24 protein-coding genes, 1 tRNA gene, 1 other RNA gene and 2 riboswitches are annotated in these 25,085 nt (G+C 65.0%); of the genes, 17 read left to right on the forward strand and 9 right to left on the reverse strand.

Annotated features, from left to right (window positions below; genetic code table 11):
* Positions 1–91 precede the first annotated feature (91 nt).
* The 6 genes from rplM to THITHI_RS0113380 all read left to right on the forward strand — a co-directional run bounded on the left by rplM (position 92) and on the right by THITHI_RS0113380 (position 7,184).
* The gene (gene rplM / locus THITHI_RS0113355; RefSeq protein ID WP_018233613.1) at positions 92–520 is read left to right on the forward strand and encodes a 50S ribosomal protein L13; all 429 of its coding nucleotides are present in this window, start codon (positions 92–94) and stop codon (positions 518–520) included.
* A gap of 55 nt (positions 521–575) precedes the next feature.
* On the forward strand, positions 576–968 hold the full coding sequence (gene rpsI, locus THITHI_RS0113360) for a 30S ribosomal protein S9 (RefSeq protein ID WP_018233614.1): 393 nt from the start codon (positions 576–578) through the stop codon (positions 966–968).
* 64 nt (positions 969–1,032) lie between these two features.
* On the forward strand, positions 1,033–1,389 hold the full coding sequence (locus THITHI_RS0113365; RefSeq protein WP_018233615.1) for a four helix bundle protein: 357 nt from the start codon (positions 1,033–1,035) through the stop codon (positions 1,387–1,389).
* A gap of 34 nt (positions 1,390–1,423) precedes the next feature.
* Positions 1,424–1,497: transfer RNA gene (locus tag THITHI_RS0113370), tRNA-Gln, on the forward strand.
* A gap of 515 nt (positions 1,498–2,012) precedes the next feature.
* A complete protein-coding gene (locus tag THITHI_RS0113375) occupies positions 2,013–2,975 on the forward strand; it encodes a porin (RefSeq protein WP_018233616.1) in 963 nt (320 codons plus the stop codon).
* Positions 2,976–3,314: 339 nt separating this feature from the next.
* Positions 3,315–7,184 carry a DUF3683 domain-containing protein gene (locus THITHI_RS0113380; RefSeq protein ID WP_018233617.1) on the forward strand — a complete coding sequence of 1,290 codons (3,870 nt, stop codon included), beginning with the start codon at positions 3,315–3,317 and terminating at the stop codon, positions 7,182–7,184.
* Positions 7,185–7,405: 221 nt separating this feature from the next.
* Here the strand turns inward: THITHI_RS0113380 and rpiA are convergent, their stop codons facing one another.
* Positions 7,406–8,068, reverse strand: a complete 663-nt coding sequence (rpiA, locus tag THITHI_RS0113385; protein WP_018233618.1) for a ribose-5-phosphate isomerase RpiA — start codon at positions 8,066–8,068, stop codon at positions 7,406–7,408.
* 151 nt (positions 8,069–8,219) lie between these two features.
* Here rpiA and ilvA point away from each other — a divergent pair, with 151 nt between their 5' ends.
* On the forward strand, positions 8,220–9,740 hold the full coding sequence (gene ilvA, locus THITHI_RS0113390) for a threonine ammonia-lyase, biosynthetic (RefSeq protein WP_026186343.1): 1,521 nt from the start codon (positions 8,220–8,222) through the stop codon (positions 9,738–9,740).
* 204 nt (positions 9,741–9,944) lie between these two features.
* Here the strand turns inward: ilvA and THITHI_RS20295 are convergent, their stop codons facing one another.
* From THITHI_RS20295 to THITHI_RS0113420, 7 genes are all read right to left on the reverse strand, one after another.
* Positions 9,945–10,334: a histone gene (locus THITHI_RS20295; RefSeq protein WP_083908730.1), complete on the reverse strand. Its 390-nt coding sequence runs from the start codon at positions 10,332–10,334 to the stop codon at positions 9,945–9,947.
* 138 nt (positions 10,335–10,472) lie between these two features.
* Positions 10,473–10,805 carry a hypothetical protein gene (locus THITHI_RS0113400; RefSeq protein WP_018233621.1) on the reverse strand — a complete coding sequence of 111 codons (333 nt, stop codon included), beginning with the start codon at positions 10,803–10,805 and terminating at the stop codon, positions 10,473–10,475.
* 299 nt (positions 10,806–11,104) lie between these two features.
* A complete protein-coding gene (locus tag THITHI_RS0113405; protein ID WP_018233622.1) occupies positions 11,105–11,563 on the reverse strand; it encodes an EVE domain-containing protein in 459 nt (152 codons plus the stop codon).
* A gap of 384 nt (positions 11,564–11,947) precedes the next feature.
* The gene (locus THITHI_RS0113410; RefSeq protein ID WP_018233623.1) at positions 11,948–12,568 is read right to left on the reverse strand and encodes a 5-formyltetrahydrofolate cyclo-ligase; all 621 of its coding nucleotides are present in this window, start codon (positions 12,566–12,568) and stop codon (positions 11,948–11,950) included.
* A 78-nt stretch (positions 12,569–12,646) separates the two neighbouring features.
* Positions 12,647–12,834, reverse strand: a non-coding RNA gene (gene ssrS, locus THITHI_RS20300) — 6S RNA.
* An 89-nt stretch (positions 12,835–12,923) separates the two neighbouring features.
* Positions 12,924–13,238, reverse strand: coding sequence for a cell division protein ZapA (locus THITHI_RS0113415; protein WP_018233624.1), 315 nt, complete (start codon positions 13,236–13,238; stop codon positions 12,924–12,926).
* Entirely contained in the window at positions 13,235–13,453 is a 219-nt protein-coding gene (locus THITHI_RS0113420; protein ID WP_198005611.1) for a TIGR02449 family protein, read from the reverse strand. The genes THITHI_RS0113415 and THITHI_RS0113420 overlap by 4 nt, the downstream gene beginning before the upstream one ends.
* Before the next feature lie 412 nt (positions 13,454–13,865).
* Here THITHI_RS0113420 and THITHI_RS0113425 point away from each other — a divergent pair, with 412 nt between their 5' ends.
* The 4 genes from THITHI_RS0113425 (at position 13,866) to THITHI_RS0113440 (ending at position 18,411) form a co-directional block, all read left to right on the forward strand.
* Positions 13,866–14,414 (forward strand): UPF0149 family protein, encoded by a 549-nt coding sequence (locus tag THITHI_RS0113425; protein WP_026186344.1) that lies wholly within the window; start codon positions 13,866–13,868, stop codon positions 14,412–14,414.
* 10 nt (positions 14,415–14,424) lie between these two features.
* Positions 14,425–15,786 carry a Xaa-Pro aminopeptidase gene (gene pepP, locus THITHI_RS0113430; protein ID WP_018233627.1) on the forward strand — a complete coding sequence of 454 codons (1,362 nt, stop codon included), beginning with the start codon at positions 14,425–14,427 and terminating at the stop codon, positions 15,784–15,786.
* A gap of 172 nt (positions 15,787–15,958) precedes the next feature.
* Entirely contained in the window at positions 15,959–17,176 is a 1,218-nt protein-coding gene (gene ubiH, locus THITHI_RS0113435) for a 2-octaprenyl-6-methoxyphenyl hydroxylase (RefSeq protein WP_018233628.1), read from the forward strand.
* Entirely contained in the window at positions 17,173–18,411 is a 1,239-nt protein-coding gene (locus tag THITHI_RS0113440) for a UbiH/UbiF/VisC/COQ6 family ubiquinone biosynthesis hydroxylase (protein ID WP_018233629.1), read from the forward strand. Before ubiH ends, THITHI_RS0113440 begins: the two co-directional genes overlap by 4 nt.
* Before the next feature lie 73 nt (positions 18,412–18,484).
* On the opposite strand, the gene THITHI_RS20835 is transcribed toward THITHI_RS0113440, so the two are convergent.
* Complete coding sequence (locus THITHI_RS20835) at positions 18,485–18,628, reverse strand: hypothetical protein (RefSeq protein ID WP_018233630.1); 144 nt, start codon at positions 18,626–18,628, stop codon at positions 18,485–18,487.
* A gap of 152 nt (positions 18,629–18,780) precedes the next feature.
* Here THITHI_RS20835 and THITHI_RS0113450 point away from each other — a divergent pair, with 152 nt between their 5' ends.
* The 6 genes from THITHI_RS0113450 to THITHI_RS0113485 all read left to right on the forward strand — a co-directional run bounded on the left by THITHI_RS0113450 (position 18,781) and on the right by THITHI_RS0113485 (position 25,067).
* On the forward strand, positions 18,781–19,380 hold the full coding sequence (locus tag THITHI_RS0113450; protein ID WP_018233631.1) for an SAM-dependent methyltransferase: 600 nt from the start codon (positions 18,781–18,783) through the stop codon (positions 19,378–19,380).
* A 104-nt stretch (positions 19,381–19,484) separates the two neighbouring features.
* Positions 19,485–19,581, forward strand: a riboswitch (glycine riboswitch).
* Positions 19,582–19,682: riboswitch (glycine riboswitch) on the forward strand.
* 49 nt (positions 19,683–19,731) lie between these two features.
* Complete coding sequence (gcvT, locus tag THITHI_RS0113455) at positions 19,732–20,823, forward strand: glycine cleavage system aminomethyltransferase GcvT (protein WP_018233632.1); 1,092 nt, start codon at positions 19,732–19,734, stop codon at positions 20,821–20,823.
* 51 nt (positions 20,824–20,874) lie between these two features.
* The gene (gcvH, locus tag THITHI_RS0113460; RefSeq protein ID WP_018233633.1) at positions 20,875–21,264 is read left to right on the forward strand and encodes a glycine cleavage system protein GcvH; all 390 of its coding nucleotides are present in this window, start codon (positions 20,875–20,877) and stop codon (positions 21,262–21,264) included.
* Positions 21,265–21,413: 149 nt separating this feature from the next.
* On the forward strand, positions 21,414–22,778 hold the full coding sequence (gcvPA, locus tag THITHI_RS0113465) for an aminomethyl-transferring glycine dehydrogenase subunit GcvPA (protein ID WP_018233634.1): 1,365 nt from the start codon (positions 21,414–21,416) through the stop codon (positions 22,776–22,778).
* A gap of 430 nt (positions 22,779–23,208) precedes the next feature.
* On the forward strand, positions 23,209–24,708 hold the full coding sequence (gcvPB, locus tag THITHI_RS0113480; RefSeq protein ID WP_018233637.1) for an aminomethyl-transferring glycine dehydrogenase subunit GcvPB: 1,500 nt from the start codon (positions 23,209–23,211) through the stop codon (positions 24,706–24,708).
* Positions 24,708–25,067, forward strand: a complete 360-nt coding sequence (locus tag THITHI_RS0113485) for a diacylglycerol kinase (protein ID WP_018233638.1) — start codon at positions 24,708–24,710, stop codon at positions 25,065–25,067. Before gcvPB ends, THITHI_RS0113485 begins: the two co-directional genes overlap by 1 nt.
* Positions 25,068–25,085 lie beyond the last annotated feature (18 nt).

Raw genomic sequence — 25,085 nt, forward strand, 5'->3', positions numbered from 1 at the left:
GGGCCGGCGCGTGTCCTGCCTCTTGTATCTTGCACCCGGCGCCCTTATCATTCCGCCCTTTCCCGAACGAGTAGTACCTCTGGAGCATGGCATGAAGACCTTTAGCGCCAAGCCTGCCGAAGTCCGACGTGACTGGTACCTGGTGGATGCCTCGGGCAAGACCCTGGGCCGTCTGGCCACCGAGGTGGCCCACCGACTGCGCGGCAAGCACAAGCCCGAATACACCCCCCATGTGGATACCGGCGACTACATTGTGGTGATCAACGCCGACAAGGTGCGGGTGACCGGCAGGAAGGCGCAGGACAAGATGTACTATCGCCACACCGGCTACATCGGCCACATGAAGTCCATGAACTTCAGCCAGCTCATGGAACGCGCCCCCGAACGGGCCATCGAGTTCGCGGTCAAGGGCATGCTGCCCAAGAACCCCCTGGGCCGGGCCATGTTCAAGAAGCTCAAGGTCTATGCGGGCGCCGAGCACCGGCACGCCGCGCAGCAGCCCCGGGCACTGGAAATCTGACAACCCCGCGCGGCAACAGCCCCGCGGTCAGCCAAGCACAGATCGGCAGGACACTATGGCAACGACACAGAACTACGGAACCGGACGCCGCAAGACCGCCTCCGCCCGCGTCTTCCTCCGTCCGGGCAAGGGCGAGATCGTCGTCAACGGCAAGCCCCTGGACGCCTACTTCGGCCGCCAGACCTCCCGCATGGTGGTGCGGCAGCCCCTGGACGTCGCCGAGGCGGGTGACCGTTTCGACATCCACGCCACCGCCGAAGGCGGCGGAGCCAACGGCCAGGCCGGAGCCATCCGCCTGGGCATCGCCCGTGCCCTGGTGGAGTATGACGAAACCCTGCGGGGATCCCTGCGCGGCGCGGGTCTGCTGACCCGGGACGCCCGCGCCGTGGAACGCAAGAAGGTCGGCCTGCGCAAGGCGCGCCGGGCCACGCAGTACAGCAAGCGCTAAAAGCGCGGCTGCGCTTTTAGCGCAGTAGCAAGTTGCAAGTGGCAAGTCTCAAGGAGGGGACTGCATGGAGGCAAGATCGTACGAGACACTGGATGTCTGGAAGCGGGCTTGCGCACTCGCTGTCGCATTGTTCGAGATCTGCCGGGCTTGCTCCGATCGGGTATTCTCAGACCAACTGACGCGCGCAGGCCTTTCGGTTCCTTCCAATATTGCAGAAGGCTACGAACGCGATTCTCCCAGGGAACGGGTACAGTTTCTCAAGATTGCCAAGGGATCGTGTGGTGAGCTTCGCACGCAATTGATGATCGGCGTACGCGCCGGATTGTTGCCCGAAACCGAGGCGAAGGCTTACTTGAAAGAGGCCGTGGAATTGTCGAAAATGCTGCACGGTCTGCTGGCGCACTATCGAAACCGTTCCTAGCCACTTGAGACTTGCCACTTGCCACTGCCTTTATTGGGGGATCGTCTAGCGGTAGGACTACGGACTCTGACTCCGTCAACCCAGGTTCGAATCCTGGTCCCCCAGCCAAATAAAGAGGGCCCGCCACAAGCGGGCCCTCTTTATTTGGCTTGAAGGTACGGCATGAGAACCTGCCGGGGCCCGGTTTGACCGATTCGCCGGGAGCCCGAAGGGAGAGGTCCATGGGCGGGCTGAACAATCCTGGTTCCCCGGCCAGATGCACCGAGGGCCCCGCGATGCTCGGCCCTCTTTTTCGTTGACCCGGCGCCGCGGTGGGGATTCCGTGGCTGCCGGACAACGGCGCCCCTGTACGTCTCCCGCAACGGCCGTGGAATCCACCCTGTATCCGTGCAGCGACATACTTAAAGTGAACTCTAAGGATGTGCCGCTAATGGGTCATAACTACTCAAAAGTCAGGGGTATTCGGTAATGTCGCAAAAAAACAACAGACGGCCATCCATTTGTCGTTTTTTTGCGAATTTGCTCTTGCAAACCCGGGCGTCAACGCGTATAAAAACCGGGTCATTGTAATAATGACCCACAGACTTGTGTGAATTGACTCAACTCCTGGGAGAGTGAACCAAATGAACATGAAAAAGACTCTGATCGCCGCCGGCGTGGCCGCCGCCATGGCTGTGCCCATGGCCGCCACCGCCGACGTGTCTCTGACCGCCCGCCTGCAGGCGGAGCTGACCAACACCTCCGGTGATTTCGACGAGGGCCTGCGCATTGGTGATGCCATGATTGGCCCGGGTAACGTGAACAGCGGCAACTGGAGCCGGGTGGACCTGCGGACCAGCCATGATCTGGGCAACGGCCTGAACGCCTTCTCCCACATCTCCATGAACCTGAACCCCCAGTCGTTCCCCAGCGCCACCCGTGAGTCTCTGTTGGGTGTGCGCGGCGACTTCGGCTCCCTGTCTATCGGCCGCATGAGCAACGCCGCCGCGACCCAGGGCAAGGATCCCTTCGTGGGCACCTTCATGCAGGCCCGTGGCAATGGCGGCATGCTGGGTGGTGCAGGCGGTCTGGGCAACGGCGGCTACCTGAACCAGAGCCTCGGCTACAACGGCTCCTTCGGCCCGGTGGGCCTGGGCGGTACGGTCAGCCTCGACCCGGTCGTGGATGACGGCAACCACGCCTACGCCGTGAAGGTGGAAGTGGATGTCAACCCGGTCAACGTATGGGTGGCCCACACCAATGCCGACGACTACAACGGTGTGGACGCCGACCAGCAGATCAGCAAGATCGGCGTGTCCTTCAGCGAAGGCCCCTTCGGCGTGATGGCCCAGTACGAGACCGTCAAGGATTTCATGGACTTCATCATGGTGGCCGGTACCTACCGCATGGGTGCCAACACCTTCTTGCTCGGCTACGGTCAGGGTGACGCCGATTTCGACGGTGGTGACCAGCAGTGGATCGCCCTGGGTGTGCGGCATGCCTTTACCCGCCAGGTCTCCGTGCACGCCGGTGTGCGTGTGACCGAGTTCGCCGAGGACGACGCCGACGAGACCGTGGTCGGTGCCGGTATGCGCGTGACCTTCTGATCCGATCCCTTCCTGGATCGATCGAGACGGGGCCCTTCGGGGCCCCGTTTTATTTGAGGCGCCGGAGACAAGATTCCAAGCGACAGGATACAAGAAAGTCTGCCGTTCGATTTGCACCCTGTCTCCAGCGCCAGGCGCATCATGCCGTCATCAGGCAGGCGGTGCCCCCCTGTGCGAGGTCCATGGCGGGCCTTGCGGGCCCGCTGCCCGGCCATGTCCTTGCGCCGCCTGGGGTCGAATACGCCGGGCGGGGGCGCGATGGTATGATAACGGGCTGTTTTTCCCGCCCGCAGGCACGCCTGCAGGGAATATCCGACGACCCCGGAGGCCCATTCCCCGATGCCCGATACCGCGCCCATGTCTGTTCAGGCGACCCAGCGCATCCGCGAGATTCCCTACAACTACACCTCATTCTCCGACCGGGAGATCGTGATCCGGTTTCTGGGGGAAGCCATGTGGGAGGTGTTGAACGAGCTGCGCGGGGAGCGGCGCACGGGGGTATCGGCGCGTATGCTCTTCGAGGTGCTCGGCGACATGTGGGTGGTGACCCGAAACCCCTACATTCAGGACGACCTGCTGGACAATCGTAAACGCCTCACCGCGCTCATCGGGGCCATGGATCACCGGCTGGACCAGATCGTGGCCCGGGCGGACGGCAACGAGAACGCCCTGGAACTGGCGGCTCGTGCCCGGGAGGCGGTACGCCGCTTCGAGGACTGGTTTCCGGAACACAAGGCCCTGCGCCGACGGACGCTGCGAAAGCTCTCCCGCCACACCCGCAGGGACAACATCCATTTCGACGGGCTTGCCCGGGTCTCCCACGTGACCGACGCCACCGACTGGCGCGTGGAACTCCCGTTCGTGGTGATCACGCCGGACTCCGAGGCGGAGATGGCGGGCGTGGTGGATGCCTGCATCAGGCTGGGGCTCACGGTGATCCCGCGGGGCGGAGGCACCGGATACACCGGCGCCGCGGTGCCCCTGGACGCCCGCAGCGCGGTCATCAACACCGAGAAGCTGGAAGGGCTGGGCGAGGTGGAGATCCGCCGTATTCCGGGCGTAGCTGCACCGGTGCCCACGGTGCGTGCCGAGGCGGGCGTGGTGACCCGGCGTGTCGCGGATCTCGCCGGGCGCGAGGGCTTTGCCTTTGCCGTGGACCCCACCTCCCAGGATGCATCCACCATCGGCGGCAATATCGCCATGAACGCGGGTGGCAAGAAGGCGGTGCTGTGGGGCACCACCATCGACAATCTGGTGTCCTGGCGCATGGTGACGCCGGATGCCGGCTGGCTGGAGGTGGAGCGCATCGGTCACAATCTGGGCAAGATCCATGATCAGGAGACCGTGCGTTTCCGGATCACGCGATTCCGGAGCGACGGGGCGACCCCCGCGGGTGAGCCGGAGGAGATCTCCTGCCCGGGCAGCACCTTCCGCAGGCTGGGCCTGGGCAAGGACGTGACGGACAAGCATCTGGGCGGTCTGCCCGGCATTCAGAAGGAGGGCTGCGACGGGCTCATCACATCCGCCGTGTTCGTCCTGCACCGCATGCCGCGCCACGTGCGTACCGTCTGCCTGGAATTCTACGGCCACGACCTGCACGAGGCCGTGCCTGCTATCGTGGAGATCAAGGACCGCCTGGACGCGGATCCCCGGGTGAAGCTCTCGGGGCTGGAACATCTGGACGAGCGTTATGTGCGCGCCGTGCGCTATACCCCCAAGGGGGCCCGGGGCGAGCGGCCCAAGATGGTGTTGCTGGCGGATGTCTCCTCCGACGACGAGGAGGCCGTGGGGCGGGCCGCCTCCGAAGTCGTGCGCCTGGCCAATGCGCGCAACGGCGAGGGGTTCGTGGCCGTGAGTCCCGAGGCGCGCAAGCGCTTCTGGTCCGAGCGTGCCCGCACCGCGGCCATTGCCGCCCACACCAACGCCTTCAAGATCAATGAGGACGTGGTGATCCCGCTGGACCGGCTGGCCGAGTACAGCGAGGGCATCGAGCGCATCAACATCGTGCAGTCCATGAACAACAAGCTGCGCATGGTGGCGGAGACGCTGGAATGTCTCAAAGGGGATCACCCGGAGCTGCGCCAGTTGCTGGCCATCGAGAACGAGGAGGCCCGGCGATGGTTCGAGGGCAAGCGCCGCGCGGCCACCCGGCATCTGGAAGGGGTGCAGGCCCGCTGGAAGCTGATCCTGGGCAACCTGGACGCGGATGCGGTGTCGCAGGATGCCTTGCTGGATGACAGGGCCCGCGATGACCTGCGCCCGGGCGACCGGGTCATCGACCTGCTTTTGCGCCGCAGCCTGCGCATCTCCTACAAGCGCGAGGTGCGCCGGCCGCTGTGGGACATCTTTGACGGTCTGGAGCTGGAGCCGGTGCGCAAACGCCTGGAGGCCATCCACGATCGGGTGCTCACCAGTCGGCTGTTCGTGGCCCTGCACATGCACGCGGGCGACGGCAACGTGCACACCAACATTCCGGTCAACTCCAATGACTACGCCATGATGCACGAGGCGGAACGCATCGTGGATCAGGTGATGGCTCTGGCGCGGCGCCTGGGCGGGGTGATCTCCGGGGAGCACGGTATCGGCATCACCAAGATGCAGTATCTGGAACCCGGCCAGGTGGAGGCCTTCGCCGGGTACAAGCAGCGCGTCGACCCCCAGGGGCATTTCAACAGGGGCAAGCTGATGCCCGGCTCGGGTCTCGCCAACGCCTATACCCCCAGCCTCAGGCTGCTGCAGCAGGAGGCGCTGATCCTGGAGCAGAGCGAGTTGGGCGCGCTCAACGAGGACATCAAGGATTGCCTGCGCTGCGGCAAGTGCAAGCCGGTATGCAACACCCACGTCCCCCGGGCCAATCTGCTCTATTCGCCGCGCAACAAGATCCTCGCCTCCGGGCTGATCATCGAGGCATTTCTCTACGAGGAGCAGACCCGGCGGGGGCTTTCGCTGCGGCACTTCGACGAGATGAACGACGTGGCGGACCACTGCACGATCTGTCACAAATGCGAGCCGCCCTGCCCGGTGAACATCGATTTCGGCGACGTAACCATCCGCATGCGCAGCATCCTGAAGGAACGCGGCCGGCGGCGGGTCAAGCTTGTCACCAGGGCGTCCATGGCCTTTCTGAACATCAAGGACCCGGCCACCATCAAACTCATGCGCAGGGGCATGGTGCAGTGGGGCTACGCGGCACAGCGCCTGGGCTACGGCCTGTTCCGGCGCCTCGGGCTGCTGGGCGGCAGCCAGCGGCCCGCCTCCACCGCCAGCAGGGCCTCGCTGCCGGCCCAGGTGGTTCAGTTCGTGAAAAAGCCCATGCCCGCGGGCTTGCCCGCGCGCACTACCCGCGCCATGCTGGGGCTGGAGGACGCGGGTCTCGTGCCGGTGATCCGGGATCCCGCGAAGGCGGGGGAGCAGGGCGACGCGGTATTCTACTTTCCCGGCTGCGGCTCCGAGCGCCTGTTCAGCCAGGTGGGTCTCGCGACCATTGCCATGCTCTATGACGTCGGCGCCCAGACCGTTCTGCCGCCGGGGTACCTGTGCTGCGGTTATCCCCAGACCTCGGCGGGGGATGTGGACAAGGGTCGGGCGATCACCACCGAGAACCGGGTCCTGTTCCATCGGGTGGCCAATACGCTCAACTACCTGGATATCCGCACCGTGATCGTCTCCTGCGGCACCTGCATGGATCAACTGCTCAAGTACGAGTTCGAGCGCATCTTTCCCGGGTGCCGGCTGCTGGACATCCATGAGTACCTGATGGAGAAGGGCCTGAGCCTGGAGGGCGTGAAAGGCGTGCAGTACCTTTACCATGACCCCTGCCATTCACCCATGAAGACCCACGCCCCGGGGCAGGTGGCCAGCCGGCTCATGGGCCAGGAGGTGCGGATCTCCGATCGCTGCTGCGGCGAGGCGGGGACCTTCGCCGTCAGCCGTCCGGATATCGCCACCCAGGTGCGCTTCCGCAAGGAAGAGGAACTGCGCGCCGGCATCCGTGAACTCACCGGCCGGGATCAGGCCGAGGGGGGAGATGTGAAGATGCTCACCTCGTGCCCGGCCTGCCAGCAGGGCCTTTCGCGCTACCGGGAGGATACGGGGCTGGAGACCGACTACATCGTCGTCGAGATGGCCAACCGGCTGCTGGGCGAGGGCTGGCAGGAGCGCTTCATCGAGCGGGCGCGCAGCGGGGGCATCGAGAAGGTGTTGTTGTAGAGTCTGGAGGTGAGGGGTGAGGCGCTAGGGGATAGGCGTGAAACCACCCCCGCCCTGGCCCTCCCCCATGAAGGGGAGGGAATTACATAGCAGGGCCGTAGGTTGGGGTGAGCGCAGCGAACCCCAACGATTCGGGTCCTGGATGCTTCGCATGTTGGGGTTCGCTGCGCTCACCCCAACCTACACCATTCCGCAGCCCGGTCGCCCCGAGGGTCGGGTTCCTACCGGGGTTCCAGTTTGCGTACGCCGTCCGCACCGCCCAGGATCAGCACGTCCGCGGGGCGTTGGGCGAAGATGCCGACGGTGACCACCCCGGCCAACTGGTTGATGCGGCGCTCCATGTCCGTCGGATCGCTGATCTGCAGGTTGTGCACGTCCAGGATCACGTTGCCGTTGTCGGTGATGAAGCCCTCGCGCAGGACCGGCTGGCCGCCCAGGCGCACCAGCTCCCGGACCACGTAGGCCCGGGCCATGGGGATCACCTCCACCGGCAGGGGGAAGGCGCCCAGAACGTCCACCAGCTTGCTCTCGTCGGCGATGCACACGAACCGATCACTGGCCGCCGCCACGATCTTCTCCCGTGTCAGTGCGCCGCCACCACCCTTGATCAGGTGCAGCTCGCGGTTGGATTCGTCCGCGCCGTCCACATAAAGCGGGAGTTGTCCCGCCGCATTCAGGTCCATGACCTGGATGCCGTGGCCGCGCAACCGCTGGGCGCTGGCCTCCGAGGAAGCGACCGTGCCGTCGATCCTGTCCCTGATTTCCGCCAGCAGGTCGATGAAGTGGTTGGCGGTGGATCCCGTGCCCACCCCGACGACCATGCCGGGCTCGACGTACGCGATGGCGGCTTCGGCCGCCGCCTTCTTCATCTGGTCCTGATTCATCTGATGATTCCTTCGATTCGAGGTCTGCCGACCTTCAGAGTGTCCGATTTCGAGCCGCCCGAAGATACAAGAGGCGAGATACAAGATACAAGCACGGCGGTGGCCCGGCATTTCCTTGTATGTTGTATCTCGCCTCTTGTATCTTGCTTCCATGTCCTTCCCCTACCTTGAAAAGATTCTCACAGCCCGCGTTTACGATGTAGCCCGGGAAACCCCGCTCGACCCGATGTCGACCCTGTCACGGCGCACGGGAAACACGGTCCTGCTCAAGCGCGAGGACCTGCAGCCGGTGTTCTCCTTCAAGCTGAGGGGCGCCTACAACCGCATGTTCCACCTCACCGGGGAGCAGAAGGCACGGGGGGTGATCGCCGCATCTGCCGGCAACCATGCCCAGGGCGTTGCGCTGGGGGCCCGTAAGCTCGGGATACGCGCCACCATCGTCATGCCCCAGACCACGCCCAGCATCAAGGTGGACGCGGTGCGCACCCTGGGCGGCAAGGCGGTCCTGCACGGGGATTCCTATGATGAAGCCAGTACCCATGCCCGGATCCTGGTCGAGAAGCACGGTTACACGTTCATTCACCCGTTCGATGATCCGTATGTGATTGCCGGTCAGGGCACGGTGGCGATGGAGCTGTTGCGCCAGCAGCCCGACCCCATCGATGCGGTGTTCGTCAGTGTGGGCGGCGGGGGCCTGCTGGCGGGCATGGCCGCCTACATCAAGGCGCTCAGACCGGAGATCCGGGTGATCGGCGTGGAGCCCGACGACGCGCCCTCCATGACCGAGGCGCTCAAGCGCAAGCGGCGTGTCGTACTGGGGCAGGTGGGGATCTTTGCCGACGGCGCGGCCGTTCGCCAGGCGGGGGCCGAGACCTACCGGCTGGCGCGCAAGCATGTGGACGAGATGATTCTCGTCAGCGCCGACGAGATCTGCGCGGCGATCAAGGATGTCTTCGACGATACGCGCGTACTGGCGGAACCGGCCGGCGCGCTGGCCGTGGCGGGTCTGAAGAAGTACGTGGAAACCCGGGGCGTGACCGGCCAGACCCTGGCTGCCGTCCTGAGCGGTGCCAATATCAACTTCGACCGTCTGCGCTACGTCGCCGAGCGCGCGGAGCTGGGCGAGCGCCGCGAGGCCCTGTTCGCGGCCACCATCCCGGAGCGTCCCGGCAGTTTTCGGGCGTTCTGCCGGGCCATCGGCAAGCGCGGCATCACCGAGTTCAATTACCGCTACACAGATGACCGTGACGCCCACGTGTTCGTGGGCGTCAAACTCTCCGGTGGAGAGGAGGAGCGGGTGACGGTCCTGGAAGGCCTGCGCAAACAGGGCTACTCACTGGTGGATCTCACCGATAACGAGGTGGCCAAGGCGCACCTGCGGCACATGGTGGGCGGTCACGGTGGCGACGTGCGTGACGAGCGTGTCTTCCGGTTTGAGTTTCCCGAGCGCCCGGGGGCATTGCTGCGATTCCTGACCAACATGGGGCAGGACTGGAACATCAGCCTGTTCCACTATCGCAATCACGGGGCCGCCTATGGCCGTGTGCTCGCGGGAATCCAGGTTCCGGCCGGAGACAGAATACGGTTCCAGCGCTTTCTGGATGAACTGGGTTACCCCTACTGGGAGGAGACGGACAATCCGGTGTACAGGATGTTTCTTGGCCGGGTATGAAGCGGGCATCGAGCCTGCCGGATCGGCAGGCTCGATGCCCTGAGGACGACCGGCGCCAGCGGAGGAAGGGAACCGGGCAAATGGGTCGTTGCCATGCTCCCGATGCGCCGGAGATACCGCGGGAACGTCCGTCCGGATATGACACCTGGTCCTTGAACGGCAGAAAGGCCCGCCGAGGCGGGCCTTTCTGCGCACTGAAGCGACTTAGCGCTTCTTCTTGGTGGTGCGGCGGGGCGCGACCTTTTTCTTGGCCCCGGCCTTTTTCTTCACGGCCTTTTTCTTGGCCCCGGCCTTTTTCTTCACGGCCTTTTTCTTGGCCCCAACCTTTTTCTTCACGGCCTTCTTCTTGGCCCCAACCTTCTTCTTCACGGCCTTTTTCTTGGCTCCGGCCTTTTTCTTCACGGACTTTTTCTTGACGGCTTTCTTCTTGGTGGTGGCCTTTTTCTTGACGGCGGCCTTCTTCTTGGTGGCTGCCTTCTTCACGGCTCTTTTCTTGGTGGCTGCCTTTTTCTTGACGGCGGCCTTGGTGCTGGATTTCTTCAATCGGGACTTGGTGCTTGCTTTCTTTTTTGCGGCGGCTTTCTTGATGGCCATTACACTCCCTCCAAACAATAAGCAGATACCCGAGCCTGAGTATAAACAACATCTTGCAAATTACTAGAGATTGGGTAATGAATTTTTTGCCGCATGTCAGACAGATCCATGCCTTGATCGCATCGAATTGCGTATTGATCAGCCGTCGTGTTGGCGAAGTGCCTCCTCTCTGTATGCGGCGTCGATGGTTGTGATGATGTTTTCCACCATGCGAAAGCCCTCCACAGGCGCGTCATCGGCCATGTATTTCAAACGAAGCGGACCCAGACATTTTACTGCGTCGACGCGTTCCAGCAGGGCGTCTCCGCCGGCATCACCAGCCTTCTTCGTGAAGGCGCGGATGATTTCCGAGGCGACGGATTGCGAGTGATTTCCCGTCACCGCCTTGCGGATGGTTTCTTCCGTGGTGCGGTCAAGCAATCGGACAGCCGAATGCTCGTGCAGGTACTGGAGCAGTTCGTTGAGAGTCATGGTGATTCTCCCGGTATCGGGTGCAACCGTCCTGGTCGCCCCTGGCCGGCGCCTGCCAGGCAGGTTTGTCAGTTCGACTGTCTGACGGGCGTGGTGGTCCCCGTGACGGAAAGTCGGTGGCGTGCGTGGCCCTGGAGTGTTGTTCGGTTGCAACACCGAGATTGCCCGGCCGGTCGTGGTTCGATGCGGGTCCCGTCATCCACCCGGACCTGGAGGATGGCCGTGGAAGGTGGTGCTCCGGTATCCGGGCGTCAGACGCGCGCACGGTCGTGGCGTGGCACGACAGGAATGCAGGCTGGCTATGCCTCCACCAGGCTCATGATGAAGCGCCACTCTTCGGGGCTCACCGGCATGATGGACAGCCGGTTGCCCTTGCGCACCAGGGGCATGTTGGCCAGCTCGGGGCAGGCCTTGAGTTCGGCGAGCGGAATCACTCTCCTGAACTTGCGCTTGAAGCGCACATCCACCCGGTACCAGCGGGGGTTGTCCGGATCGCTCTTGGGATCGTAGTACCGGGCCTTCGGATTGAAGGCACTGTCGTCGGGATAGCCTTCCTTCGCGATCGTCATGAGGCCCACGATCCCGGGCACCTCGCAATTGGAATGATAGAAGAAGACCTCGTCACCCTTCTTCATCTGGTCGCGCATCATGTTGCGGGCCTGGTAGTTTCGAACACCGTCCCAGGGCTCGACCTTCACCCGCTTGAGATCATCGATGCCGAACACGTCCGGTTCGGACTTCATCAGCCAGTAAGCCATGGGGTGTCGACCGGTTGTGGATTCGCGCGCCAGTATAAGTGGTGGGCCCGAGGTTCGCGAGAAGGGAGTCGGGGGGCGGGAGTGAGGAGCAAGGAACTGTAGGATGGGCAAAGCGAAGCGTGCCCATGCGGAAGGACGGAGCGGGACGGGGCCAGTCACTTGTCACTCGTACCCGTCACCAGTCGCATTTCGCTCGTTGCTGGCTCCCCCACTCGTTCAAGCCACCATCCGTATGGGCACGCTGCGCTTTGCCCATCCTACGGTCGGTGTGGTCCGGTTCTGGATGAGGGCGCGACTATGGATTCCGGGCCGGTGTCGCGGGACAAAGCGGGGAGGGGGGTGGAAGGGCGAAGGATGAAGGATGAAGGATGAAGGCAGCCGGTTTCATTCATCCTTCATCCTTCCGGCCAGCCGGCCGGCTGGCCGGACAATGCCGTTCTCCGTGGCGATGGCAGTCAGCGGCACGTCCCACGGTTCGGCGGGGAGTTCATCCACTTCCTGGAATGCGTAGGCCATGCCCAGCAGACGGGGCTTTTGCCAGTGACGGCGGGATGCGAGGAAGGAAAAGGTGGTGTCGTAGTAGCCGCCGCCCATGCCGAGGCGGTTGCCATGGCGGTCGAAGCCGACCAGCGGGGTGAGCACCAGATCCAGATGCCTGGGGCTTACGCGCCGGCCGCGGGGGGCGGCGGGCTCGGGGATGCCGTAACGGTTCGGCTGCAGCCGCTCGCGCGCGTCCCAGGGCAGGAACCACAGACGGTGCGGGTGGGTGGGGTCAAGCACGGGCAGATAGAGCCGCTTCCCCCGGGCTCGTGCCGCCGCTGCCACGGGCAGCGGGTCCACCTCCCCGCGGCAGGAGATGTAGACGGCGATATGCCGCGCGCGGTTGAACAGCGGTGAGGCGATTACATGCCGGGCGATCGCGTTCGAGCGCCGCGCGCATTCATCGGCAGCCAGTGCCGCGCGCTCTGCGCGCAAGCGCCGCCGGATCTCATCGCGAAGGTTCATGGGGGGAAGTTACAAGTGGCCAGTAGCGAGTGACAAGGTTTTCCTTGCCACTGGCCACTTGTACCTGCTTTTAAGAGGGCGCACTCCGCAAGTGCCGTGGCGAACCTTCGACCTTGAACCGCTGGTTCAAGTGGGGACTTGCGCGATGCTTAGAGGCTTTCCGCTGCGAAGGCGGACCTGCACAACCACATCGTCAGCTCAGTCTCCGGGGTATGAAATTAGGCTCAAGGATACTACCCAGCCGCTCACGTACACCGCAGAGGCGCCCAAACCGGGAAATCGTCGGGGCTCTTTCGAGAGGCTGTTCCGCGCATGCGGGCGATCCGCTCCGACCGCCAGTCTCTTCGGGAATTCCTTACAGGTCCATCTGTTGCCCGTTCTCCAGGGCATCGTCGATCTTTTCCTGCAGGGCGCGAATGCGGGTGCTCAGGGTCTGGCTCAGGCTTTCCCGCTGGTTTCGCGTCACCAGCATTTCGTGGGTGATGTTGAGCGCCGCGATCACGGCGATCCGGTCACCACCGATGATCCGGCCACTGTCGCGAATCTCCTGCATGCGCCGGTCCAGCAGGCTGGCGGAGGCCAGCAGGGCGCTGCGTTCGTCGTCAGGACAGGCCACCTGGTATTCCTTTCCCAGGATCTGAACCGAAACCGGTTCAGGGCGGTTGCTCATACACCGTGCTCCATGGCCTTCAGGCGCGAGATCATGGACTCCACCTTGAGACGCGCCTGCTCCTGGCCTTCCACCAGGTGCGAGCGCTCGGTCGCAAGCGTCACCTGCTGCTCACGCAGGAGGCGGTTCTCCTCCTTCAGCCGCTCGCAGGTGCGGATGAGCTCATTCACCCGCGTCTCGAGCTTTCTGAGTTCCTGCTCGGCAACATCTTGCATCGGCGTCTTGTCCATGAGGCTAAGTCTAGGTCCGGGGGGGTGGGGCGTCAACACGGACCGCATCACGTGGCGGGAAGCCGGCTTACGGCGTACTGCTTCACTCCCGGAGATCCATTACAATGATCCGGTGCAGCCCGCCGGGTCCGCGTATCCACGCCGCTCCCGCGGGATCCAGGGGTTCCGGCGATCGGTGAACATGCGGTCGTATTGGCGTGCGGGTGGCGCAACGGCCGGGCCTGCTGCCCGATGGACATCACGGGCACGCTGCGACCGCATATCGTGGGGGATCTGCCGGCAGTGCGGGTCGAGGTCCGGCGCGTGGCCTGTCGAGGCGAACCTGTCCTGTCCAGACGGGTAAGGCGCCTTGCAATTGATCGTCTTTCCCTATCATGTGCGCGGAGACACTTTGAACGTGACGCCAGATTACGATTCGGTGGATGGTGCATTGGCCCGTGCAGGTGCCGACACCGATGCCGCGGAAGGACACGGTACCCTGTGCGGCATGTTGAGCGTCAACGGGGCCCTGCCCGTGGAAGACTGGTTCCGGGAATTGCTGCCCGAGCCGGCACCCGGTGATCGTATGGCCGATGAATCGCGGCGCCAGCTGGCAGAGCTGTTCCGGGAGACGCGCATGCAGTTGCACGACACGGAGTTGGGATTCGATCTGTTGTTGCCGGGGGATGACGCGCCCCTGGCGCGCCGTGTGGAGGCGCTGGGCCTCTGGTGTCAGGGTTTCCTGTATGGTCTTTCCGTCTGCGGGGTGCGTCAGGAAGGCAGCCTGCCCGAGGATTCCGCCGAGATCGTCCGGGACCTGGCGGACATCGCTGCAACCGGATTCGAGGTGGATGCCGATGAGGCCAATGAAACCGCCTACAGCGAGATTGTCGAGTACGTGAGGATGGGTGTGTTGCTGGTCAACGAGGAGTTGCAGCCCATCAAGGCACCGCCGAGACTTCACTGAGAATCGTTCCATGAATGCCACCACCCGCAACGCCCGACGCTTCTCTGCCAACGCGCTGCAGCCCGTGCAGATGAAGGAGTTCGCGCGCCGCCGCCGCCAGCTCATGCGCTCCATGGGTGAGGGGGGCATTGCGGTGGTCCCCTCGTCGCCGGTGCGTGTGCGCAATCACGACGTGGAATACCCCTACCGTCAGGACAGCGATTTCCTCTATCTCACCGGATTCACCGAACCCGGTGCGGTGGCCGTGCTGGTGCCCGGGCGCCCCCAAGGCGAGTACGTGCTCTTCTGCCGCGAGCGCGATCCGGTCATGGAGACCTGGCATGGCCGCCGCGCAGGTCAGGAGGGCGCCGTGCAGCGATTCGGCGCCGATGACTCTTTTCCCATTGCCGATCTGGACGACATTCTGCCCGGCCTCCTGGAGGATCGGGAAAGGGTGTACGCCACCCTGGGCCGGGATCCGGAGTTCGACAAGAAGCTCATGGGCTGGGTGAACCTCCTGAAGGAGCAGGCGCGCAGCGGAGTGCATCCGCCGCACGAGTTCGTGTCCCTTGAATACCTGCTGCACGACATGCGGCTGTTCAAGTCCCGTTATGAGATCAAGACCATGCGCGAGGCGGGCGCAATCTCCACGAGGGCACACATGCGCGCCATGAAGGCCTGCCGTCCCGGCATGATGGAGTACGAGATCGAGGCGGAGTTGCTCTACGAGTTCCGGCGCGCGGGCACGGAACCCGCCTATCCGTCCATCGTGGGCGGCGGCGACAACGGCTGCATTCTGCATTACACGGAGAATGATGCGCCGCTCAATGACGGCGATCTGCTGCTGATCGATGCGGGTTGCGAGGTTCAGGGCTACGCCAGCGACATCACCCGCACCTTTCCGGTCGGCGGGCGTTTCAGCCCCGCACAGCGCGAGCTCTATGAGGTGGTGCTGGAAGCGCAGCATGCGGCCATCGGGCAGGTGGTGCCGGGCAATCACTGGAATGACCCGCATTCGGCGGCGGTGAAGGTGCTGACAAAGGGGCTGGTCTCTCTCGGATTGCTCAAGGGCCGCACGGCGCAGCTCATCAAGGACGGGGCGTACCGGCAGTTCTACATGCACCGCACAGGTCACTGGCTGGGTCTGGATGTGCACGACGTGGGCGATTACAAGCTCGACGACCAATGGCGGCTGCTCGAACGCGGCATGGTCATGACCGTGGAGCCTGGGCTGTACGTCGCCGCCGGTATCCGTGGTGTGCCGAAGCGCTTCCAGGGGATCGGCATCCGCATCGAGGATGACGTGCTGGTCACTTCAAAGGGCCATGACGTGCTGACCAAGCACTGCCCCAAAGACCCCGAGGAGATTGAGGCGCTGGTTGGAACGGCGTGAAGCGAGTTCAAGGTTCAAAGCTCAAAGTTCAAGGTTCAAGGTTCAAGGTTCAAGGTTCAACGGAAAACCCTGGCGCCGCCGAGATCACATCTAGACGTGCCGCCCCCTTTGAACTTTGAACTTTGAACCTTGAACCTTGAATTTCCCCCTACACTCCCTGAGGCTTCAAGACATGTCCTCCGATTTCGACATCGTCATCGCAGGCGGCGGCATGGTGGGCGCCACGCTGGCGCTGGCCCTGGCGCGTACCGGCTACCGGGTGGCGGTGGTGGAAGCGCGTCCCCCGGGGGCGCCGGACCAGCCCAGCTATGATGAGCGCACCACGGCGCTGTCCTTCGGTTCCCGACGAATTCTGGACACCCTGGGCCTGTGGGAGGCCGTCGCGCCCCAGGCCACGCCCATCAACCGTATTCATGTGTCGGAACGCGGGCGATTCGGGGTGACGCGCCTGTGCGCCCGGGACGAGGGCGTGCCCGCCCTGGGTTACGTGGTGACCAACCGCGCCCTGGGCGCCGCCTGGCAGGGGGCACTGAAGGATGCCTCCGTCTCGTTCGTCACCCCGGCGCGGGTGCGGAGTTACCGGCTTGGGCGCGACGGCGTGACGGTGGACATCGAACAGGACGGCAGGCCGCGCGAACTGCATGCGCGGCTGCTGGTGGCCGCCGATGGAACCGACTCCGCGGTGCGTGCCATGGCGGGAATCGGGGCACGTGAACGGGATTACGGACAGACTGCCGTGATCGCTAACGTCACCCCGGATCGCGCCCATGACAACGTGGCCTACGAGCGCTTCACCGACGAGGGACCCATCGCGCTGCTCCCTCTGAACGAGGGGCGCTGTGCCCTGGTCTGGACCCGCCCTTCCTCCCGGATGGACGCCACGCTGGCGCTCTCGGATGCCGATTTTCTGTCGGTGCTTCAGTCCCGGTTCGGCTGGCGGCTGGGCCGCTTCGTGCGTGCCGGGCGGCGTGCCGCCTACCCGCTGCGCCTGACGCGCGCGCAGCGCGACAGCGCGGCACGGCTGGTGCTGGTGGGCAATGCCTCCCATACCCTGCATCCCGTGGCCGGCCAGGGTTTCAACCTGGCCCTGAGGGATGTGGCGGTGCTGGCGGATCTGCTGGCGGACGCGGCACGGCACGGCGGGGATCCCGGTGACGGCAGTTTGCTGGATGCCTATTCACAGTGGCGGCGGCGGGACCTGGATACCGTGCAGCTCTATACCGATGGTCTGGTCCGCCTGTTCACCAATCCATGGCCGCCGCTGGCCCACCTGCGCGGCGCGGCGCTGGCCGGGCTGGATATCTGCGGGCCGTTGCGCCGGCGGCTGGCCTGCCAGAGCATGGGCCTCGCCGGCCGGTTGCCGAGGCTTGCCCGGGGGCGTGCATTGTGACTGCCCGTGAGGTGCTCGACGTGGACGTGCTCGTGGTGGGCGGCGGTGTGGTCGGCGCCGCAATGGCACTGGCCCTGGCCTGTCGTCCCGCACCGGCAGCGGCCGATACATCCGGTCTGCCGGACGGTGAGCGTCTGCGCGTGGCCCTGCTGGAGCGCACGCCACCGGCACCCTTCGATCCCCTGGGCGAGGCGGACCTTCGCGTATTCGCGGTCAATCGGGCCAGCCAGCGGCTGTTCGAGTCGCTGGGTGTGTGGCCCGCCATGGTATCCAGGGGCGTGAACCCCTACCAGGCCATGGAGGTCTGGGATGCCCGAAGCCCCGGGCGCATCCGTTTCGAGGCGGCGGAGGTGGGTGAACCGGATCTGGGCCACATCGTGGAGAACCGGGTCATCCAGTGGACACTTTGGGAGGCGCTGGAGGCCGCGGGCGTGGAGCGGATCTGTCCCGCGGGCCTGTCCTGGCTGCAGGTGATGCAGGACGGCGTGGACGCGGGCCTGGACGACGGCCGCACGGTGCACGCAGCCCTGGTGGTGGGGGCCGACGGGGCCCGTTCCCGGGTCCGGTCGCTGGCCGGCATCGACCTGGACAGCACCCGCTACGGTCAGCATGCGGTCGTGGCCAACGTGAGCACCGGCGAGCACAACCAAGCCACTGCCTGGCAGCGTTTCCTGCCCTCGGGCCCCTTGGCGTTCCTTCCGCTGGCCGACGGGCGCTCTTCCATTGTCTGGTCCACGGAGCCGGAGACCGCCGAGCGCCTGCTGACTCTGGACGACGCCACCTTCTGTGCCGAACTGGGCGCCGCCTTTGAATGGCGCCTGGGTCCCGTGAACGCCACCGGTCCCCGGGCCTCCTTTGCCCTCACGGGCAGCCAGGCCCGGCACTATGTGCGCCCGCGCATTGCGCTGGTGGGCGATGCCGCCCACACCATTCATCCCCTGGCGGGTCAGGGCGCGAATCTCGGATTTGCGGACGTGTCGGCCCTGGCCCGGGTGCTGTGGTCCCGGCCAGGCCGGGACCCGGGGGATCTTCGGGGCCTGCGTACTTACGAGCGCATGCGGCGCGGGGAAAACTGGCTCATGATGCGGGCCATGGAGGGTTTCAGCACCCTTTTCGGCAGCGGACTCCCACCCGTGGAGATGGCCCGCGGCCTCGGCCTGATCCTGGCCGACCGCCTGCCCGCCATCAAGAACGGTTTCCTGCGCAGGGCGCTTGGCGGGGCAGTGAAAGGATGAAGGCGGAAGGATGAAGGTTGAGTGAAACCCGAATCATCCCGCGCCGCGGCGGCGGGTGGCTAGGGGCTCCTGTTCAGCCCGGGCAATAATCCTCATGCACGACCGGCCCCGAGGGTTCCGGGGACTGGCTGCCGGATTGACCGCCGGCCAGTGCCGGGGAACCGAGGAACAGGGTGATCATGATCAGCAAGGCGGGCAGGATGCTTTGAACGGACATGGGGCCTCCTTGTGGCTTCGGCGGGGCTCCCGGGCATGGGCCACGATGTCGGCAACGCGTGGCGAATGCGGGCCCTGGCGGGGGTGCGGTTCCCGGCCGCACCGTCAATGCCTGAACGACCACGAATTCTGTTGATTCACAGGGGGTTTATCATGAAGGAATTCTGGAACGATCGCTACCGGAAGCCCGGATTCGCCTATGGCGAGGCCCCCAACGCCTTCCTGGTGAGCCATGAGCGGCTTTACCGCCCGGGCCAGCGTGTGCTCGCCGTGGCGGACGGGGAGGGGCGCAACGGGGTATGGCTGGCATCCCGGGGCCTGGATGTGCTCTCCGTGGACTGTTCGCAGGTGGGGCTGGAGAAGGCCCGAAGCCTCGCCGCCGACCGGGGCGTGACCCTGGAGACCCTGTGGGTCGACCTGGCTGAATGGGAGTGGCCCGAGGCCGAGTTCGACCACGTGGTCGCCATCTTCGCCCATTTCCCTCCGGACGTGCGCCAGCGCATCCACCGGGCCATGTTGCGTGCCCTGCGGCCCGGCGGTCTGCTGTTGCTGGAGTCCTTCAGCCCGGAACAGGTGGATTACACCAGTGGCGGACCCCCGGACCCGGCCATGCTTTACTCGGCTGTGATGCTGCGGGAGGATTTCGTCGACGGGGACATCGAGGAGATTGCAGAGACGGTGACCCCCCTGGACGAAGGGCCCTTTCACCAGGGTCCGGCGGCCGTGACCCGGGCCCTGGTTCGCCGGCCGTGAGGCCGTCAGGGCATACGGCACATGGGGTGCCTCGCGCGTGACGCCTTTCTCCTCACCACGGACTGCGTTATAGTGCGGGTCCGATCCGGGTTCCCCGAGGGGACCCTGCACGCACGGGAGAGCCCTCTCCGCAGACGCGAGAGGCGCCGAAGGCGCAACTTCCACCCGGAAACGCTCAGGCAAACGGACCGTGCGCGCACAAGTATCGGCTCTGGAGAGCGGCCGGGTTCATCGGCCCACCGAAGGGGATCACCGTGCCACGCGCGGTTTAATCTCTCAGGTTTCAGGACAGAGGGGTGGTCGATGTGAGAGGCATCGGCCACCCCTTTTTCGTTTCAGGAGTCTTGAGCCATGAGCAAGCAGACCCCGCTTTATGGGAAGCATGTGGAAGCCGGTGCCCGAATGGTGGACTTCGGCGGCTGGTCCATGCCCCTGCATTACGGATCCCAGCTGGACGAGCATCATCAGGTCCGCCGGGACGCCGGGATGTTCGATGTCTCCCACATGACCGTCGTCGACGTGAAGGGCCGGGGGGCGCGCGACTACCTGCGCAGCCTGCTGGCCAACGACGTGGCCCGGCTCAAGGTGCCCGGCAAGGCGCTCTACAGCTGCATGCTGACCCCGGAAGGGGGCGTGGTCGACGATCTCATCACCTATTATCTGTCGGATGACTTCTACCGCACGGTGGTCAATGCGGCCACCCGGGACAAGGATCTGGCCTGGATGCGTGATCACGCCACGGGTTTTGAAGTGGTGCTGCAGGAACGCGACGACCTGGCCATGCTGGCCGTGCAGGGACCCGCGGCCCGGGACAAGGCGATGTCGGTGATGAACGGCGAGGTGGCTGCGGCCGCCGATGGCCTGGCACCGTTCTTCGGCGCCCAGGCGGGGGATTGGTTCGTGGGCCGTACGGGTTACACGGGTGAGGATGGTTTCGAGATCTTGCTGCCCGCAACCGAGGCACCGGAATTCTGGGGTCGCCTGGCGGGTGCCGGGGTGGCGCCGGCGGGGCTGGGCGCCCGGGATACCCTGCGGTTGGAGGCGGGTTTGAACCTTTACGGATCCGACATGGACGAGCAGGTTTCGCCGCTCGAATCCGGCCTGGCGTGGACCGTGGCGTTCGAGCCTGCGGAGCGCGATTTCATCGGGCGCGTGGCGCTGGAAACGCAGAAATCCGCCGGCGGGCTTCGCCGCTTCGTGGGCCTGGTGCTGGAAGGCCGCGGTGTGCTTCGCGGCCACATGCGTGTGCTGGCCGGGGAGGCGGGCGAGGGAGAGATCACCAGCGGCGGGTTTTCGCCCACCCTGGGCGTATCCATCGCCCTGGCCAGGGTGCCCGCGGGCACCGGCGAGCACGTGGAAGTGGACATGCGCGGCAAGCCCCAACCGGCCAGGGTGGTCAAGCCCCCGTTCGTACGCAATGGCAAGGCCTGCGTGGAGATCTAGTGCCATTGGGTCAGAAGTTTGATTTCGAATCACAAAACCCGGGAGTCCGACATGAGCAATACGCCTGCTGATCTTCGCTATACCAAGAGCCACGAGTGGGTGCGCAGTGAGTCCGACGGCACCGTCACCGTGGGTATCTCCGATCACGCCCAGGAACTGCTGGGGGACCTGGTGTTCGTGGAAACGCCCGAGGTGGGCAGCAGCCAGGAGGCCGGCGCCGCCTGCGCGGTGGTGGAGTCCGTCAAGGCCGCCTCCGACGTGTACGCTCCGGTGAGCGGTGAAGTGGTGGCGGTCAATGAGCAACTGGCCGACAGCCCTGAGCTGGTCAACACGGACCCCTATGGCGAGGGCTGGCTGTTTCGCCTGAAGCCCGAGGACGGTGCCCTGGACGCGCTCCTTGATGCCGACGCATACCAGGCGCTGGTGGACGAGGAGGCCTGATGGCCCGTTGCCGCTACACCCTGTCGGGGGCCCGGCCGGTGGGTTGCGCCTTCCCGGCCTCGAGCGGGGGAAGGAGAGGTCCGCCGCGGTGTCACCGCCCGATCAGTCCGGGGACGCACATCCAGCCTTCACACAGACCAGGTTAAGTCATGCCTTTCAATCCTCATACCGAGACCGACATACGGGACATGCTGGCCGCCATCGGCGTCGACGATATCGAGCAGTTGTTCGATGAGATCCCGTCGGCGCTGCGTTCCGGGCCGTTGATCCGGGTGCCCGAGGCGCTGAGCGAGATGGAAGTCACGCGGCTCATGCGCGGTCGCGCCGCGCAGGATCAGGTGGCGTTGAATTTCATCGGTGCCGGTGCCTACGAGCACCATATCCCGGCGGCCGTCTGGCAGATTGCCACCCGCGGCGAGTTCTACAGCGCCTATACCCCGTACCAGGCCGAAGCCAGTCAGGGCACCCTGCAGCTGGTCTACGAGTACCAGACCATGATCACGGGGCTGACCGGCATGGATGTCTCCAACGCCTCGCTCTACGACGGCGCCTCGGCGCTGGCGGAGGCGGTACTCATGAGCGTACGCGCCAACCGCAAGGCCAAGGGGCGTCGCATCCTCATGCCCGCCTCGGTCAATCCGGTGTACCGCTCCGTGACCCGCGCCATCGTGGGCGGCCAGGGCATCGAACTGGTGGATGTGCCCTTCGATGCCGCGAGCGGGCGGGTGGATCCGGCGTCGCTGAAGGCCTTCGAGGGTGAGGATATTACTGCCCTGGTCATTCCCCAACCCAACTTCTTCGGCGTGCTGGAGGAGGTGGATGCGCTCACGGACTGGGCCCATGCCCAGGGCGCGCAGGTGATCGGGGTGGTAAACCCGGTCAGCCTTGCACTGCTCAAGCCGCCCGGCGAATGGGGTGCCGGAGGCGCCGATATCGTCGCCGGCGAGGGCCAGCCCCTGGGCGCGCCGTTGTCTTCCGGGGGGCCTTATTTCGGCTTCATGTGCTGCCGTAAGGAGCACGTGCGCCAGATGCCCGGGCGCATCGTGGGCCGCACCCGGGACGCGGACGGCCGACCGGGTTTCGTCCTGACGCTTCAGGCACGCGAACAGCATATCCGCCGGTCCAAGGCCACCTCCAACATCTGCACCAACCAGGGTCTGGTGGTCACCGCCGCCACCATCCACATGGCGCTGCTGGGCCCGGAGGGCCTGGAGCGGGTGGCGGGCCATTGCCATGCCAATACCCATGCGCTCCTGGAGCGCCTGAAGCCCCTGGGTGTCACAGCCGCATTCAATGGTGAAGCCTTCCACGAGATTGCCCTGCGGCTGGACAGGCCGGTGCGCCCGGTGCTGGCCGCCATGGCGGAACAGGGTGTGCTCGGCGGCTATCCGCTGGGGGATGACTACCCGGCGCTGGACGACCTGCTGCTGGTGTGCGCCACCGAGACCAAGACCGAGGCGGATCTGGATCGGTATGCGGAGGTGATGAAGGCAGCGCTGGCGGGGTATGGTTAAGGTCAAAGGCGGTTTGCCACAGAGGGCACAGAGGTCACAGAGTAAAAATGAAAAAGCTCAATGATCGTTCCGTTGCCGCTGTCTGCCGGGGGAGTTCCCGGCCCTCAATCTCTTTGGCTTTTTCCTCTGTGGCCTCTGTGCCCTCGGTGGCTAGAAGCATTTTCACTTTCAGGATCACCACCATAAGACAGTGAGGAACCCGACCACGACGAGGCCTTCGCGGCGCTTGGCTGACGGCGTTTTCGCGAAGGTTGTGAAGGAAAGGCAATGGACAGGATTGACAGGATTGACAGGATTTTCATGAATTCAGAACCCGACCCTCGCGGGTTGTTTGATCAGATCCTTTTCATCCTGTGACTTATGTCCATCGCTACCCGCCGCGCGCGCGGCACAGACGAGTTACAGACAACCGAATTGCAGGAGTTGTGACATGCTGATCTTCGAGCGTTCCCGTCCCGGGCGCGGGGCTACGGCCCAGGCGCCGCAGCGTGAGGCATCGGTAAGCGGGCTGCCCGAGCGCTTCCGCCGGGGCTCGCGTGCACCGCTGCCGGAACTGTCCGAGCTGGACGTGGTGCGTCATTACACCCGGCTGTCCCAGAAGAACTTCTCCATCGACACGCAGTTCTATCCACTGGGCTCCTGCACCATGAAGTACAACCCGCGGGCCTGCAACAGCCTGGCCATGCTGCCCGGTTTCCTGGATCGGCATCCGCTCGCGCCCGAATCGTGCAGCCAGGGCTATCTGGCCTGCATGCACGAATTGCAGGAGATGCTGACGGATGTCACGGGCATGAAGGGCGGAGTCTCCCTGACACCCATGGCGGGCGCCCAGGGCGAGTTCGCCGGCGTGGCCATGATTCGCGCCTACCATGATGCCCGCAAGGACACGGCGCGCACCGAGATCCTGGTGCCCGACGCCGCCCACGGCACCAATCCGGCCACGGCGACCATGTGCGGGTACACGGTGCGCGAGATCCCCACCGACGATTCCGGTGACGTGGACATGGATGCCCTGCAGGCGGCGCTGGGTCCGCATACGGCGGGCATCATGCTCACCAACCCGTCCACGCTGGGCGTGTTCGAGCGGCGCATCAAGGAGATCGCCGATCTGGTGCACCAGGCCGGCGGCCTGCTTTACTACGACGGCGCGAATCTGAACGCCATTCTCGGCAAGGTGCGCCCCGGCGATATGGGTTTCGACGTGATCCACATGAACCTGCACAAGACCTTCTCGACGCCCCACGGCGGCGGCGGTCCGGGTGCCGGTGCCGTGGGAGTGAGCGAACGCCTGCGGCCCTTCATGCCCATCCCGGTGGTGGCCCGGGACGAGGACGGACGCTATCGCTGGCTCACCGAGAAGGACCTGCCCCAGTCCATCGGACGGCTGTCCGCATTTGCGGGCAATGCCGGTGTGCTGCTGCGTGCCTATGTCTACATGCGCATGCTGGGCCGTGCGGGTATGTCCCGGGTGGCGGATTTCTCCACCCTAAACGCCAACTACGTGATGGCCCGCCTCAGGGAGAGGGGTTTCGAACTGGCCTTCCCGGATCGCCGTGCGACGCACGAGTTCATCGTCACCCTCAAACGGCTTGCCAAAGAGACGGAGGTCACCGCCATGGACGTGGCCAAGCGCCTGCTGGATTACGACTATCATGCCCCCACCACGTACTTCCCGCTGCTGGTGCCCGAGTGCCTGCTGATCGAACCCACGGAGACCGAGAGCAAGGAGACCCTGGACGGCTTCGTGGATGCCATGGCGCAGATCCTGGAGGAGGCCCGCACCACGCCCGACAAGGTCAAGGGCGCCCCCTACACGCAGCCGAACCGGCGTTTCGACGAGGTGCGTGCCGCCCGTGAGTTGGACGTGGTCTGGCAGCCGCGCTCAGGCACCGGAGACAGCGACCCGCCCGGGCCGGGCATGTCCGGCTGATGGCCTACAGCGGCGACCGTGGCCTGACGCGCATCGTCAGGGCCGTGGGCTACTCCTGGACCGGATTGTGCGCCGCGGTCCGGCACGAGGCGGCGTTTCGCCAGGAGTTGCTGGTGGTGGTGCCGGCCGTGCCCCTGGCGCTCTGGCTGGGCGAGACGGGTGTCGAGCGCGCCCTGCTGGTGGGCAGTCTGCTGCTGGTGCTCATCGTGGAACTGCTCAACTCCGCCATCGAGGCCGCCATCGACCGGTTTGGCGGCGAGGTGCATGAACTCTCCGCGCGTGCCAAGGACTTCGGGTCTGCGGCGGTGCTTCTCTCCCTGATCAACGCCGTGGTGGTGTGGCTGCTGGTGCTCCTGTAGCCCGGATGCTGAAAGCCT

Source organism: Thioalkalivibrio thiocyanodenitrificans ARhD 1 (assembly GCF_000378965.1).
GTDB classification, from domain to species: Bacteria; Pseudomonadota; Gammaproteobacteria; order Ectothiorhodospirales; family Ectothiorhodospiraceae; genus Thioalkalivibrio_A; species Thioalkalivibrio_A thiocyanodenitrificans.